The sequence below is a fragment of the Streptomyces pluripotens genome, assembly GCF_000802245.2.
Lineage (GTDB): Bacteria > Actinomycetota > Actinomycetes > Streptomycetales > Streptomycetaceae > Streptomyces > Streptomyces pluripotens.
In genome coordinates this window covers 5,328,115-5,342,344 of record NZ_CP021080.1, presented here as the reverse complement: position 1 = coordinate 5,342,344, position 14,230 = coordinate 5,328,115, and the positions used below count along the sequence as shown (strand labels likewise).

The following is a 14,230-nucleotide window of genomic DNA, read 5'->3' as shown; positions in this document are numbered from 1 at the left end:
GTTCGATGAGCCAGGCGGCACAGAACCTGAACTGGTTGATCACCAACTTTGTGGACAACACCCCCGGGGTGTCCCACACCGTGGTGGTCTCCGCCGACGGCCTTCTGCTGGCGATGTCCGAAGGCTTCCCACGGGACCGTGCCGACCAGCTGGCGGCGGTCGCCTCCGGGCTGACCTCGCTCACGGCCGGGGCGTCCCGGATCTTCGAGGGCGGCAACGTGGCGCAGACGGTCGTCGAGATGGAGCGCGGGTTCCTCTTCCTGATGTCGGTCTCGGACGGGTCGTCGCTCGCGGTCCTGGCCCACCCAGAGGCAGACATCGGCCTCGTCGGCTACGAGATGGCGTTGCTCGTCGACCGTGCGGGTGCGGTACTCACCCCGGACCTGCGCGCCGAACTCCAGGGCAGTCTGCTCCACTGACCGCCCCCGGCACCAACCGCCTCACACCCCACCGTCCGGCCGCCATAGTCCCCCCACCGGCCCCGTCAGACGGCCAGCCCGACCGACTTGCTGTCCCGCCCGGAGGATTCATGACACCGCCCACCGCCCACCCTGATCCGTACGCCGAGTCGTACGGGGATGAGGGCGACCAGCCTCTGGTGAGGCCGTACGCGATGACCGGTGGCCGGACCCGGCCGCGCTACCAGCTCGCGATAGAGGCGCTGATCAGCACCACGGCCGACCCGGCAGCGCTCATGGGGCTGCTCCCGGAGCACCAGCGCATCTGTCACCTGTGCCGTGAGGTCAAGTCGGTCGCGGAGGTTTCCGCACTGCTAGCCATGCCACTCGGTGTGGCCCGGATCCTGGTCGCCGACCTCGCCGAGGCCGGCCTGGTTGCCGTCCACCAGCCGGGGGGCGACGAGAACAACGGCGGCGCTCCGGACGTGACGCTGCTTGAAAGGGTGCTCAGTGGACTTCGCAAGCTCTGACGCGGGCCGGGCTACCACCTCCGCGAAGATCGTGGTGGCGGGCGGCTTCGGCGTGGGCAAAACCACGTTCGTCGGCGCCGTCTCGGAGATCAACCCGCTGCGCACAGAGGCCGTCATGACGTCCGCTTCGGCCGGCATCGACGACCTGACCCACACCGGGGACAAGACCACCACCACGGTGGCCATGGACTTCGGCCGCATCACCCTGGACCAGGACCTGATCCTGTACCTCTTCGGTACCCCGGGACAGGACCGCTTCTGGTTCATGTGGGACGACCTGGTGCGCGGCGCCATCGGCGCCGTGGTGCTCGTGGACACCCGACGTCTCGCCGACTGCTTCCCCGCGGTCGACTACTTCGAGAACAGCGGTCTGCCCTTCGTCATCGCCCTCAACGGCTTCGACGGCCAGCAGCCCTACAACCCCGACGAAGTACGCGAGGCCCTCCAGATCGGCCCCGACGCCCCGATCATCACGACCGACGCCCGGCACCGCGCCGATGCCAAGAGTGCGCTGATCACGCTGGTGGAGCACGCCCTGATGGCGCGTCTGAAGTAGCACACAAGGACGACGAGCCGTAGGGCAGTTGTCGTAAATGGAACGGAGCCGGCTGTGGCCTTTGACACGGTCGGCTCCGGTGTTCATAACAGTTCGGCAGAGGAATCGCCCGGCGTCACCACGCGACGCGGTCGGGCGGTGCCGCTGTGCTCACAAACACCCCGCCATTTGCCGTGGCTCGCTCTTTATGACCGTTTTATCTGGGACCTACATCGCTGCTGTTCAGAGGTTTCCACTGTTTGGAAGTGCACTGGTCCACGTGCTGGAATGCCTGAACTGCCCAGTGGTCAAGGATGTACTGAGCGCGCCACGTACCGAGTGCGTACTGAGTGGTCGATAACGAACCGGGCTCTGAAGGACTGCGGCACGACGTAGGTGCCGACCGCCGAGAGGTTGTTGGTCGAGTGAGGCGAAGCAAGAACGGTCCCGAGCCGTCGGCACGGGGCAACTTCACCCCGCCGCCGCGCGCTGCGGCGCCTGCCCCTGTCTCCGACGTGGAGCCGGAGGTCACTCCCGCGTCGAGCGGCGGCCGTTTCTCCCCTCGCAACTGGCGGGTGCCCACCCGGCTGAACGCGATCCTCCTCATACCCGTGGTAGTCGGCCTCGTCATGGGCGGCTTCCAGGTCAAGAACTCGATCGACACCTGGCAGCAGGCCCGCGACGCCGAGAACACCGCCCGCCTGGTGCGCGCCGCCCTCACCTACGCCGACGCCGTGGAGAACGAGCGTGACGTCACTGCGGCGCCGCTGCTGCTGAACAAGAAGGACAGCAAGAGCAGGGCAGTCGTCGACAACGCCCGCAAAGCCACAGACCAGGCCGCCGACGCGTTCGACCAGGCCGCGCAGAAGATGCCGGACAAGGCCGGCCTGAAGCGGCGACTGAAGCTGTTCCGCGAGGCCGAGCCCAAGCTGGCACAGCTGCGGCAGAACGCCTACACCTCCAAGGTCCACGGTGTGGAGACCGAAGAGGGGTACGTAGAGATCGCCCACCCCCTGATGGAGTTCGCCAACGAGCTCGGTCTGGGCACCGGCAACATCACCTCCTACGGCCGTACCGTCTACGCCATCTCGCTGACCAAGGCCGCGCTGTCGTTGGAACGGTCGATCGGCACACATCTGCTGGTCAACCCCGGCCCGGACGCTCCCAACCTGGCGACCCAGCGGGTGTCGCTGTCCTCGTACGCCTACTTGGAGCGCATCGCCCTGGAGGAGTACCTCGGCGGTGGCACCGAAGCCGACGCGCAGAACCTCACCGACGCGCAGAAGAAGATCAAGCAGGACGCCGCCAAGTTGGCCGAGGAGGCCGCGGCGAACACCCCGAACTACGTCGCCCCGCCGTCCGACCCGTCCAAGATGGTCGCGGCTCTGGCCATGCTGCAGGACACCAGCGCCACCACCCGTGACGCGCTCACCGCCCAGGGCATCACCGCCCAGAACTGGTGGGCGGTCAACACGCTCAAGTACAAGGCTTACCGCCAGATCGAGTCGGATCTCGCCGACAGGGCGGTGAACGAGGCCTCGGCCATCGCCGACGACGCCAAGACTTCTGCGATCACCACCGGTGCAGTAGTCGTGATCGCCCTGCTGTTCGCGTTCATCCTGGCCGGTGCCGTGGCTCGCCAGATGAGCCGCTCGATGCGCCAGCTACGCAACGCCGCCTTCGGCATCGCCGAGCAGCGTCTGCCGATGCTGGTCGACCAGCTCTCGCGCACCGACCCCGGCCGGGTCGACACCCGGGTCGCCCCGATCCCGATCCACACCAAGGACGAGATCGGCGAGGTCGCCCGCGCCTTCGACCAGGTTCACCGCGAGGCGGTCCGGCTCGCCTCCGAGCAGGCCCTGCTGCGGGGCAACATCAACGCGATCTTCACCAACCTCTCCCGCCGCAACCAGTCGCTGATCGAGGGACAGCTGACCCTGATCACCGACCTGGAGAACAACGAGGCCGACCCGGACCAGTTGGAGAACCTCTTCAGGCTGGACCACCTGGCCACCCGTATGCGCCGCAACGGTGAGAACCTCCTGGTCCTCGCCGGCGAGGAGCCCGGACGCCGCTGGGACCAGCCGGTCCCCCTCGTCGACGTCCTGCGAGCCGCTTCCTCCGAGGTGGAGCAGTACGAGCGCATCGAGCTGTCCGGCGTGCCGGAGGCCGAGATCCACGGCCGTGCGGTCACCGACCTCGTGCACCTGCTGGCCGAGCTGCTGGAGAACGCCACCACGTTCTCCTCCCCGCAGACCAAGGTCCGGGTGACCGCGACCCGGCTCCCCGACGGCCGCATCATGATCGAGATCCATGACAAGGGCATCGGTCTGACGGCCGAGGACTTCGCGGACATCAACCACAAACTGGCCAACCCGCCGACCGTGGACGCCGCGATCTCGCAGCGCATGGGCCTGTTCGTGGTCGGCCGACTGTCCGACCGGCACGGCGTCCGGGTCCAGTTGCGTCCCTCGGGTGAGCAGGCCGGCACCACCTCCCTGGTGATGCTGCCGGACGCGATCACGCACGGCGGTGGCGGCGAGACACCACTGGACGGCGAGGAGTTCACCGTCTCGCAGATCATCCCGGAGCAGCAGTTCCAGGGTGAGGACTTCGCCCATCCGCATCCGATGCGCACCGCCGCCGAATTCGGCTTCGACGACAGCCAGTACGTGGAGGTCCCCGACGACATCCGCGACCTGGACCCCGTCGGCCGTTCCCTGATGCGCGAGGAACGTCGCGCCACTCTCGAGTCCCAGGTCCAGGGCGAGCAGTCCGAACAACCGCAGCAGGACGGTACCGAGGCTCCGGCCGGTTACCCGGACGAGTTCGAGACGCAACAGGGCTACGACGGAAGCGGCACGGGCTACTCCGAGCAGCCGTACCAGGAACAGCAGCCCGCGTACGAGGAGCAACAGCACTCCGCGTACCAGGAGTCGCACGAGCAGTCGTACGAGCAGCAGAGCGAGCAGTCGTACGACGAGCGGTTCTACGCCACGGACAGCGGCCTGCTGCAGAACAACGGCTTCCCCGCGGAAGGCGGTTACCCGGATCCGGCGTACTCGGAGCACGGCCAGGGGGAGCAGGCTCCTGCCCACACCCAGGCCTCCGACGGCTTCGGCTCCTACGACGCCCAGTCCTACCAGGACGACTGGCCGCAGCAGAACGCCTACCAGAACGGCTATCCGGGCCAGTACGCTCCGGAAACGGAATCGGCCCAGGCCGCTGACGCAAGTGACCGGAACCGCGTAGGCTTCGACAGTCCGGAACCGGACTCTCCCGCCGCCCACGAGCTGACCGACGCCGGGCTGCCCCGTCGCGGATCCGCCGCGAGTGGTTCCAACGGCGCGGGTGGGGCGAACGGAACGGCGCGCGCGCAGCGGGAGGCGCCGGCTCCCGGACCGGACAACGCGCTGGACGACAGCGGCGACAGCGGCTGGCGTTCGGCGAACGACGAGCGGTGGCAGCAGGCCTCCCAGCTGCGGAAGCCCAAGGCAGGCGGGGTCACCGCCTCCGGCCTGCCACGGCGGGTGCCCAAGGCCAATCTGGTCGAGGGTTCCGCCGAAACCACTCCCCAGGGAGGCCCACAGGTCTCCCGCGCCCCGGAGGACGTCCGGGGCAGGCTGAGCAACCTGCGTCGGGGCGTCCAGCGCGGACGCAGCGCAGGCAGTGAAACGAACGGCCAGGGCTTCGGTCCTGATAGCACCTACAACCAGGAGCGTTAGTGTGAGCCCGATGAGCCAGGCGGCACAGAACCTGAACTGGTTGATCACCAACTTCGTGGACAACACCCCGGGGGTGTCCCACACGGTGGTGGTCTCCGCCGACGGACTCCTTCTGGCGATGTCCGAAGGCTTCCCCCGCGACCGCGCCGACCAGCTCGCGGCCGTCGCCTCCGGTCTGACTTCGCTGACCGCCGGTGCCTCGCGCATCTTCGAGGGCGGCAGCGTGAACCAGACGGTCGTGGAGATGGAGCGGGGATTCCTCTTCATCATGTCCATCTCCGACGGTTCGTCGCTCGCTGTCCTGGCCCACCCGGAGGCGGACATCGGCCTCATCGGGTACGAGATGGCCCTTCTGGTGGACCGCGCGGGCTCGGTCCTGACCCCTGATCTCCGTGCGGAGCTCCAGGGAAGCCTTCTCAACTAGCAAGCGGACCGTGCGGATTCGTGTCCCGGGGCCGTAAGGTTTCGGGACGCGGCTCCACAGGGATGGGTGCCCGGCACAGTCGGAGGAGGAGAAAGTGGCAACACCCCCAGGAGGTTCGACCTCGGGCAACTGGTCCTACGGCCCTGCCCAGGGCCAGGACGACGGCTCGGCGAACCGGTACAACTTCCCCTCCGCCCCCAGCCACCGGCAGCCGTACGCCCCGCAGGGCCCCGGCCCTTCGCCGTACGCTCAGCCCTCGGCCCCGCGCATCCAGCCGGTGCAACCACAGCGCCGGCCCGAACCGGCGCCGGCGACGGCGTCGAACAACCCCTTGGTGCGTCCGTACGCCATGACCGGCGGCCGGACCCGCCCGCGCTACCAGCTCGCCATCGAGGCGCTGGTGCACACCACCGCTGCTCCGCACCAGATGCAGGGCCAGCTGCCCGAGCATCAGCGGATCTGCAATCTGTGCCGGGAAATCAAATCGGTGGCCGAGATTTCGGCCCTGCTGACGATCCCCCTCGGCGTGGCCAGGATCCTCGTCGCCGACTTGGCGGAGGCGGGCCTGGTCGCCATCCATCAGCCCGGCGGCGACGAGAACGCCGGTGGCCAGCCAGACGTGACACTGCTCGAAAGGGTGCTCAGTGGACTTCGCAAGCTCTAGCGGCGGTCCTTCCCGCTCCACCACCTCCGCGAAGATCGTGGTGGCGGGCGGCTTCGGCGTGGGCAAAACCACGTTCGTCGGCGCCGTCTCGGAGATCAACCCGCTGCGCACAGAGGCCGTCATGACGTCCGCTTCGGCCGGCATCGACGACCTGACCCACACCGGGGACAAGACCACCACCACGGTGGCCATGGACTTCGGCCGCATCACCCTGGACCAGGACCTGATCCTGTACCTCTTCGGTACCCCGGGACAGGACCGCTTCTGGTTCATGTGGGACGACCTGGTGCGCGGCGCCATCGGCGCCGTGGTGCTCGTGGACACCCGACGTCTCGCCGACTGCTTCCCCGCGGTCGACTACTTCGAGAACAGCGGTCTGCCCTTCGTCATCGCCCTCAACGGCTTCGACGGCCAGCAGCCCTACAACCCCGACGAAGTACGCGAGGCCCTCCAGATCGGCCCCGATACCCCGATCATCACGACCGACGCCCGGCACCGCGCCGATGCCAAGAGTGCGCTGATCACGCTGGTGGAGCACGCCCTGATGGCGCGTCTCCGCTGACCGGGCCAGCGGCCATCGGGCTGCCCCTGCGGTCGTACACCGCCCGCGGGGGTGGCCCGTGACTTCCCGTGCGGTCCCCCGTGCCCCTTCGTGGGGCACGGGGGATTTCCTTTCGACCGCGCCCCGACCTCGCCGGCCAGCGCCCCCGGGCGGGTACCCGACTTCTCCGGCCCCGCCGGAACCTGTGTGCACCTGTGCAGCACTGCAGCACGAAGGGCCCCTCCACGAAGGAGGGGCCCTTTCGGGAACCGGCGGGCGCTGTGGCCTAGCCGTGCCAGCTGTGCGGCGCCCGGAACCCGGGCTCGCGCTCCAGGCGGCGCCAGCCGGCCTTGGGGCGACCACGGTGGGTGTGGGCCGAAGCCGTCGGCCGGGCGGCCGCACGGGCCAGGAGGACCGCCGTGATGGCAGCGACTTCCTCGGGCTCGGCATGGCCCTTCTCGACGCGGATGTCAGGAGTGCTCATGAGTGTCAGTCTCCGGGAGAGAGAGGTCCGCGGGGTTGCCGCGACGGGTCCGCTCGGTTACTGCGGGGGATTGCCGTGCTTGCGGGAGGGGAGGTCAGCGTGCTTGGTGTGCAGCATCGCCAGGGACTTCACCAGCACCTCGCGCGTCTCGGCCGGGTCGATGACGTCGTCCACCAGGCCGCGCTCGGCGGCGTAGTAGGGGTGCATCAGCTCGGCCTTGTACTCCTTGACCATCTTCTGGCGCATGGCCTCGGGGTCCTCCGCGCCGGCGATCTGACGGCGGAAGATCACGTTGGCGGCGCCCTCAGCACCCATCACGGCGATCTCGTTGGTCGGCCAGGCGTAGGTCAGGTCGGCGCCGATCGACTGGGAGTCCATGACGATGTAGGCACCTCCGTACGCCTTGCGCAGGATCAGCGAAATCCTCGGCACGGTCGCGTTGCAGTAGGCGTACAGCAGCTTCGCGCCGTGGCGGATGATTCCGCCGTGCTCCTGATCGACGCCCGGGAGGAACCCGGGGACGTCCAGGAAGGTGATGATCGGAATGTTAAAAGCGTCACACATCTGAACGAAACGCGCAGCTTTTTCGCTGGCCTCGATGTCCAGGACGCCCGCCAGCACCTGCGGCTGGTTGGCGATGATGCCGACGACCTGGCCGTCGAGACGCCCCAGGGCGCAGATGATGTTGCGGGCCCAGCGCTCGTGGACCTCCAGGTACTCGCCGTCGTCGACGATCTCCTCGATGACCTTCGCCATGTCGTAGGGCCGGTTGCCGTCGGCCGGGACCAGATCAAGGAGCACGTCGCTGCGGCGGTCCACCGGATCCGCGGACTCCGCCCGGGGCGGGTTCTCGCGGTTGTTCTGCGGTAGCAGCGACAACAGGTACCGCACCTCGGCGATGCAGGTCTCCTCGTCGTCGTAGGCGAAGTGGCACACGCCGGAGGTCTCGGCGTGGACGTCGGCGCCGCCGAGCCCGTTCTGGGTGATCTCCTCGCCGGTGACGGCCTTGACCACGTCCGGGCCGGTGATGAACATCTGCGAGGTCTCGCGGACCATGAAGACGAAGTCGGTCAGGGCGGGGCTGTAGGCCGCGCCGCCGGCGCACGGGCCGAGCATCACCGAGATCTGCGGGATGACGCCGCTCGCCTTGGTGTTGCGCTGGAAGATGCCGCCGTAGCCCGCGAGGGCGGAGACGCCCTCCTGGATACGGGCCCCTGCGCCGTCGTTGAGGGAGACCAGGGGCGCTCCGGCCGCAATGGCCATGTCCATGATCTTGTGGATCTTGGTGGCGTGGGCCTCGCCCAGCGCACCGCCGAAGATCCGGAAGTCATGGGCGTAGACGAAGACCGTACGCCCCTCGACCGTGCCCCAGCCGGTGATCACACCGTCGGTGTACGGCTTCTTCGCTTCCAGCCCGAACCCGGTCGCCCGGTGCCGGCGGAGCTGCTCGACCTCCTGGAAGGACCCCGGGTCCAGGAGCAGCTCGATCCGCTCCCGCGCCGTGAGCTTGCCCTTGGCGTGCTGCGCCTCGGTCGCCTTCTCGCTCGGACCCGCCACGACCTGCGTGCGAATCTCGTGCAGCTCGGCGACCCGTCCGCGTGCGTCCGTCGGCTCGCCTGCCGGCTCACCCGTCTTCTCTTCCACAACGGTCATGTAGTGACCTTACGAAGGACACCGACGAAAGCGAGCCGTCGACTCTGTACAGTCTCCGGCCCGTTTTCCTGGTACCAGTGAACAGAACCACGGCGGCGTGCAGCCGTTCCGACTGCTCAGAAGGCTCCCGCGTTGTAGGTGTGCCACAAAGTCGTCACCCGAGAGCCCCCTCACTTTCGCGGGCCGAACATCCCACCCCCGGAGTGACATGAAGGCCTCGGACGGCGGTCCGCCGGTTGGGCCTGGGCCCTGTCAGGATGACACAGAGGGACCAGCGGACGGCCACGGGCACGGGCACGGTGGGTGTGCCGCATCAACACCGACACGCCCGCGGCACGGCGTCCACCCCGGTTCAGCGGCTGGCCTCGGCCGTCGGCGGCCCCGTCCCGCCCGTCCGACGGCACACCGCCGGTGGGCGTTGTGGACGACACCGTGTTCCGCCCGGCCAGCCACTGAACCGGGGCAGCCTCGGCAACCGCGGCACGGGGTTCACCGGCCCGCCCGGGCGCCGGGCGCACGGCCCAGCCGTCCTCCCCCGAGGGATCCTGCTGAGCGGCGGCAGCCGGCTGGCTGCGCGACGATGAAGGCACCCGGCGGCTCCGCCGGACTGCTCACCGAGGGAGCGGATCATGCGCGAGTTCCTGGTCCGGACCACTGCCTCCCCCTGCGGTGCCGGCGGGCAGGGGGGTGCCCTGTGCCGCGCGGCCGGTATCCGACGCGAACGGGCCGGGCCGGCCCCGGCCCGGCGGCCCTGGAGACCGGTATGACCACACCACAGGATCTGTACCTGGTCAGCCTGGACGTCCCCCGCAGCCATCCCGGCGGCCGTCCCGTCGAGCAGGGCGACCTGGCGTTGGCGCTCGCCGGGGCCGAGCTGATCGACCTCCTCCGTGCCCGGGCCCTCACCCTGGCGGACGGGCGCGTTGTGCCTGGGCCGCCGCTGACCACGGGTGACCGGCTGCTGGACGAGGCGGGGGCGGAGCTCGTCCGGCAGGAACCCTACGAGACGGTCGAGGACTGGTTGTGGCGTCGCGGGCACGGACTGGCCACGGTCTACCACGACGTCCTGTACGCCGAAGGGCAGCTCACCGGGAGGCGCCGGCACTGGCTGTCCCGCCCGAGCCGGGACGACACCCCGGCCGACACCCCCGCCCGCCGGCACGCGGCCGATCGCTGGTGGGCCCACGAGCCCGTCCTCGCCGACCTCGCCGCCACCCTGGGCATCGAGCACGAGCGGCCGCCCGAGGAGGAGCCCGACGACGAGGCGGTCGTCACCGTGCTGGTGGCGGTCGGCGATGCGGTGACCGAACTGGAGGCCGTACGCGAGCGGCGCCGCATCGAGAACGTGGCGTTCGACAACATCTGGCGGGCACCCTGATCCGGCCGGTGACCGGCCGGATCAGGGTGCCCGGCCACGGTCAACCGGTGACCGGCCCCGCTTCGGCGCCGTCCGTCCGGCGCCTCCGCCGGACCTACTGAGCCGGTGCCACTCCCGCGCGGAGCAGGCCGTACGTGTACGCGTCCTCCAGGGCCTGCCAGGAAGCGGCGATGACGTTGTCCGCGACACCCACCGTGGACCACTCGGCCGAGCCGTCCGACGTGGAGATCAGCACCCGGGTGGTGGACTGGGTGCCGTGCTTGCCCTCCAGGATCCGGACCTTGTAGTCGACCAGGTCCAACTTGGCGAGCTGCGGGTAGATCTTCTCCAGTGCGACCCGCAGGGCACGGTCGAGGGCGTTCACCGGGCCGTTGCCCTCCGCGGTGGCGACGATGCGCTCGCTCTTCGCCCACAGCTTGACCGTGGCCTCGTTGGCGTGGCTGCCGTCGGGGCGGTCTTCGACGATGGCCCGCCAGGACTCGACCTCGAAGTACTTCAGCGGCCTGCCCTCGGCCTCGGCGCGGAGGAGGAGCTCGAAGGAGGCGTCGGCGGCTTCGTAGGTGTAGCCCCTCAGTTCACGTTCCTTCACCCGCTCGACCACCCGGCCGACGAGCTCGCGGTCGCCACCCAGATCGACGCCGAGCTCCTTGCCCTTCAGCTCGATGGAGGCTCGGCCCGCCATGTCGGAGACCAGCATGCGCATGGTGTTGCCGACCTGCTCGGGGTCGATGTGCTGGTACAGGTCGGGGTCGACCTTGATGGCCGAGGCGTGCAGGCCTGCCTTGTGTGCGAAGGCGGAGAGGCCGACGTAGGGCTGGTGCGTGGAGGGGGTGAGATTGACGACCTCGGCGATGGCGTGGGAGATGCGGGTCATCTCCCGCAGCCGGCCCTCGGGCAGCACCTGCTTGCCGTACTTGAGCTCCAGGGCCGCGACGACCGGGAAGAGGTTGGCGTTGCCGACGCGTTCACCGTAGCCGTTGGCCGTGCACTGCACGTGGGTCGCGCCCGCGTCGACCGCCGCGAGGGTGTTCGCGACCGCGCAGCCGGTGTCGTCCTGGGCGTGGATGCCGAGCCGGGCACCGGTGTCGGCGAGGACCGTGGACACGACCGCGTGGACCTGGGCGGGGAGCATGCCTCCGTTGGTGTCGCAGAGGATCACGACATCGGCACCGGCCTCCGCAGCCGCGCGGACGACCGCCTTGGCGTATTCGGGGTTGGCGCGGTAGCCGTCGAAGAAGTGCTCGCAGTCGACGAACACCCGACGGCCTTGCGATCGCAGATACGCGACGGTGTCCCGGACCATCTCCAGGTTCTCGTCCAGGGTGGTGCGCAGAGCCAGTTCCACGTGCCGGTCGTGCGACTTGGCGACCAGGGTGACCACCGGGGCCCCGGACTCAACGAGCGCCCGGACCTGCGGGTCGTCTGCGGCCCTGGTACCGGCACGGCGGGTGGCACCGAAGGCGACGAGCTGGGCGTGCTTGAAGTCGATCTCCTGCCGGGCGCGGGCGAAGAACTCCGTGTCCCGGGGGTTCGCGCCGGGCCAGCCGCCCTCGATGAAGCCCACGCCGAATTCGTCCAGGTGCCGTGCGATGGCGAGCTTGTCCGCGACGGTGAGGTTGATGCCCTCGCGCTGCGCGCCGTCGCGCAGCGTGGTGTCGAAGACGTGGAACGAGTCGTCGAGCTCGCTGGTTGCGGTCTCGGTCATGGTCTCAAGGCTCCTGTTGTGAATCTTCGGTCTTACCGGAACATCCGGCTCCACCGTCCCCTGGCACTCCCCCGCGCTCGGTTCCCGGCTGAGGATGGGCCGGAAAACGAAAAAACCTCTCGCGGGTGCGAGAGGTCTGCGCGCGGGTCGAGGACGACGGTGGCCACCCGCACCTGGTCGTGCGAGGTGGTCACTGCGGACCGGCGCGCCTGCTGCCCATAATCATGGCGAACGAGAGCACGGGGGAAGTGTGGCACAGCACCACCCCCGGCTCACCACCCGTCTCAGGATGCGGTCGCAGGACTGGACTCACGGGTCCCTCGGCAGCCGCCCCGGGCCCGGGTACGGGTCCTCCGGCGCCCGCACGGCGCTGCCTAGCGCAAGGGCTGCGCCAGCAGCGCGGGGCACGCTCTTCCCCTGGGCTGTCCCACGAACCGCCGTGTCCGTCCGGTGGCGGAAGGGACGAGTGGTTCACCCGGATGGAGGTGCCAGCAGGGTCTCGGCGACGAACTCCCGCACATGGGACAGCACCTGTTCCCGGTCCGTGCCGCGCAGACCGATCGCCACGTGGATCGAGAAGCCGTCGAGGAGGGCACGCAACCGGGCGGCGAAGCGGTCGGGGTCGACCGGGCGGAACTCGCCGCGCGAGATGCCCTCGGCGAGCAGGGCCGCCAGGTCGCGGTGCCAGGCCCCCTCGATGGCGGCCTGACGGTCGCGGCCGTCGGCATCGGCGTTCTTGGAGCGGTTCCACACCTCCAGCCAGAGCGTCCAGTGCGGGTCGCCGTGCCGGTCGGGGACGTACAGGTCGATGTAGGCGTCGAGACGTTCGCGTGCCGAACCGCTCCGGGTGAGCAGGCGACCGCGCTCGGCGCCGAGGCGGCCCTCGCTCCACTCCAGAGTCTGCAGCAGCAGCTCGTCCTTGGAGTGGAAGTAGTAGAGGAGATGGCCGCTGCTCATGCCGACCTCGTGGCCGAGCGCCGCCATGGTGAGCTTCTCCAGGCCACGCTCGGCGATCATCGCCATGGCGGCTGCCAGTACCTCCTCGCGCGACGGCGCGTTCCTGCGCGCGCGGGCCGCCTTGGCCATCTCCCGCTCATCTCCTCGCCCTGATCACACCTTCGGCTGCTGCTGGGTGATGCAGTGGATACCGCCGCCACCCGCGAAGATCGTACGTGCGTCGACGAGGGTGACGGTCCGCTCGGGGAAGAGACGGCGGAAGATCCCGGCGGCCGTCTCGTCGCGCGGGTCGTCGAAGCCGCACAGTACGAGGCCGCCGTTGCACAGGTAGTGGTTGATGTAGGAGTAGTCGACCCAGTGGCCGTCGGCCTCCAGAACGGTCGGGGCCGGCACTTCCACGACCTCCAGACGACGGCCGCGTGCGTCGGTGGCCGACTTCAGGATGCCGATGACCTCGCGGGTCACCTCGTGGTCCGGGTGGGCCGGGTCGGGCTGGTGGTGCGCGACCACGACACCGGGGCGGGCGAAGGCGGTGACGATGTCGACGTGGCCGAGGGTGCCGAAGCCGTGGGGCGGGTAGTCGCCGGTCAGGCCGCGTGGCAGCCAGATCGCCTTGCTGGTGCCGAGGTGGGCGTGGATCTCGGCCTCGACCTCGCTCCTGGACCAGTGCGGGTTGCGCTCGGGGCCGAGCTGCACGGTCTCGGTGAGCAGGACGGTGCCCTCACCGTCGACGTGGATCGCGCCGCCCTCGTTGACCAGCTTCGAGGCGTAGGTCGTGGCGCCGGCCAGGTCCGAGACATGAGCTGCGATCTTGGAATCGTGCTCCCAGCGGGCCCAGCCCTGGGCCCCCCAACCGTTGAACGTCCAATCCACGGCGGCCAGTTCGCCGCTGCCGTTGGTGAGGAACGTGGGGCCGATGTCGCGCATCCAGGCGTCGTCGAGGTCGCGCTCGACGGTGTCGATGTCCGGACCGAGCAGTGCCTTCGCGTCCGCCGACTGGCCGGGACCGCATACGACCGTCACCGGTTCGAAACGGCGGACGGCGCGGGCGACGGACGCCCAGGCGGTACGGGAGGCGGCGAGGTCGTCCGGATCGTCGAAGGTCGGGTTGGGGCCCGGCCACGCCATCCAGGTGCGCTCGTGCGGGGTCCACTCGGCAGGCATGCGGAAGCCGTCGGCGGCGGGGGTGGTCATAGGGGGTCCTTGTCTGACGGAGGCTGACGAACGTCACCGCGG

13 protein-coding genes are annotated in these 14,230 nt (G+C 69.4%); 8 read left to right on the top strand and 5 right to left on the bottom strand.

Going from position 1 to position 14,230, the window contains the following annotated elements; genetic code table 11:
- Positions 1-5 precede the first annotated feature (5 nt).
- From LK06_RS24110 to LK06_RS24080, 7 genes are all read left to right on the top strand, one after another.
- On the top strand, positions 6-419 hold the full coding sequence (locus LK06_RS24110; RefSeq protein ID WP_039656575.1) for a roadblock/LC7 domain-containing protein: 414 nt from the start codon (positions 6-8) through the stop codon (positions 417-419).
- 110 nt (positions 420-529) lie between these two features.
- On the top strand, positions 530-928 hold the full coding sequence (locus tag LK06_RS24105) for a DUF742 domain-containing protein (protein WP_039656576.1): 399 nt from the start codon (positions 530-532) through the stop codon (positions 926-928).
- Positions 909-1,484 (top strand): GTP-binding protein, encoded by a 576-nt coding sequence (locus tag LK06_RS24100; RefSeq protein ID WP_086083487.1) that lies wholly within the window; start codon positions 909-911, stop codon positions 1,482-1,484. Before LK06_RS24105 ends, LK06_RS24100 begins: the two co-directional genes overlap by 20 nt.
- Before the next feature lie 404 nt (positions 1,485-1,888).
- On the top strand, positions 1,889-5,188 hold the full coding sequence (locus LK06_RS24095) for a sensor histidine kinase (protein WP_174673927.1): 3,300 nt from the start codon (positions 1,889-1,891) through the stop codon (positions 5,186-5,188).
- 10 nt (positions 5,189-5,198) lie between these two features.
- The gene (locus tag LK06_RS24090) at positions 5,199-5,612 is read left to right on the top strand and encodes a roadblock/LC7 domain-containing protein (RefSeq protein ID WP_039658182.1); all 414 of its coding nucleotides are present in this window, start codon (positions 5,199-5,201) and stop codon (positions 5,610-5,612) included.
- Positions 5,613-5,706: 94 nt separating this feature from the next.
- On the top strand, positions 5,707-6,276 hold the full coding sequence (locus tag LK06_RS24085; RefSeq protein ID WP_039658173.1) for a DUF742 domain-containing protein: 570 nt from the start codon (positions 5,707-5,709) through the stop codon (positions 6,274-6,276).
- Positions 6,257-6,838 (top strand): GTP-binding protein, encoded by a 582-nt coding sequence (locus LK06_RS24080; RefSeq protein ID WP_043432136.1) that lies wholly within the window; start codon positions 6,257-6,259, stop codon positions 6,836-6,838. The genes LK06_RS24085 and LK06_RS24080 overlap by 20 nt, the downstream gene beginning before the upstream one ends.
- A gap of 265 nt (positions 6,839-7,103) precedes the next feature.
- Here LK06_RS24080 and LK06_RS24075 read toward each other — a convergent pair whose 3' ends face one another.
- Positions 7,104-7,301, bottom strand: coding sequence for an acyl-CoA carboxylase subunit epsilon (locus LK06_RS24075; protein ID WP_039653269.1), 198 nt, complete (start codon positions 7,299-7,301; stop codon positions 7,104-7,106).
- Between the two features lie 57 nt (positions 7,302-7,358).
- Positions 7,359-8,954: an acyl-CoA carboxylase subunit beta gene (locus LK06_RS24070; RefSeq protein ID WP_039653271.1), complete on the bottom strand. Its 1,596-nt coding sequence runs from the start codon at positions 8,952-8,954 to the stop codon at positions 7,359-7,361.
- 763 nt (positions 8,955-9,717) lie between these two features.
- On the opposite strand from LK06_RS24070, the gene LK06_RS24065 reads away from it, so the two are divergent.
- Positions 9,718-10,332, top strand: coding sequence for a GPP34 family phosphoprotein (locus LK06_RS24065; protein ID WP_039653273.1), 615 nt, complete (start codon positions 9,718-9,720; stop codon positions 10,330-10,332).
- Positions 10,333-10,426: 94 nt separating this feature from the next.
- On the opposite strand, the gene cimA is transcribed toward LK06_RS24065, so the two are convergent.
- From cimA to LK06_RS24045, 3 genes are all read right to left on the bottom strand, one after another.
- Entirely contained in the window at positions 10,427-12,037 is a 1,611-nt protein-coding gene (cimA, locus tag LK06_RS24060) for a citramalate synthase (protein WP_039653274.1), read from the bottom strand.
- A gap of 471 nt (positions 12,038-12,508) precedes the next feature.
- Positions 12,509-13,123, bottom strand: coding sequence for a TetR/AcrR family transcriptional regulator (locus LK06_RS24050; RefSeq protein ID WP_043404147.1), 615 nt, complete (start codon positions 13,121-13,123; stop codon positions 12,509-12,511).
- A gap of 24 nt (positions 13,124-13,147) precedes the next feature.
- Positions 13,148-14,188, bottom strand: coding sequence for an agmatine deiminase family protein (locus LK06_RS24045; protein ID WP_039653279.1), 1,041 nt, complete (start codon positions 14,186-14,188; stop codon positions 13,148-13,150).
- Positions 14,189-14,230: the final 42 nt, after the last annotated feature.

What these genes read in the sequence shown, in the direction of transcription:
- LK06_RS24090 (WP_039658182.1), top strand. Translation starts at nt 5,199, where the DNA reads ATGAGCCAGGCGGCACAGAACCTGAACTGGTTGATCACCAACTTCGTG.
- LK06_RS24110 (WP_039656575.1), top strand. Translation starts at nt 6, where the DNA reads ATGAGCCAGGCGGCACAGAACCTGAACTGGTTGATCACCAACTTTGTG.
- LK06_RS24105 (WP_039656576.1), top strand. Translation starts at nt 530, where the DNA reads ATGACACCGCCCACCGCCCACCCTGATCCGTACGCCGAGTCGTACGGG.
- LK06_RS24075 (WP_039653269.1), bottom strand. Translation starts at nt 7,301, where the DNA reads ATGAGCACTCCTGACATCCGCGTCGAGAAGGGCCATGCCGAGCCCGAG.
- cimA (WP_039653274.1), bottom strand. Translation starts at nt 12,037, where the DNA reads ATGACCGAGACCGCAACCAGCGAGCTCGACGACTCGTTCCACGTCTTC.
- LK06_RS24045 (WP_039653279.1), bottom strand. Translation starts at nt 14,188, where the DNA reads ATGACCACCCCCGCCGCCGACGGCTTCCGCATGCCTGCCGAGTGGACC.
- LK06_RS24065 (WP_039653273.1), top strand. Translation starts at nt 9,718, where the DNA reads ATGACCACACCACAGGATCTGTACCTGGTCAGCCTGGACGTCCCCCGC.
- LK06_RS24050 (WP_043404147.1), bottom strand. Translation starts at nt 13,123, where the DNA reads ATGGCCAAGGCGGCCCGCGCGCGCAGGAACGCGCCGTCGCGCGAGGAG.
- LK06_RS24070 (WP_039653271.1), bottom strand. Translation starts at nt 8,954, where the DNA reads ATGACCGTTGTGGAAGAGAAGACGGGTGAGCCGGCAGGCGAGCCGACG.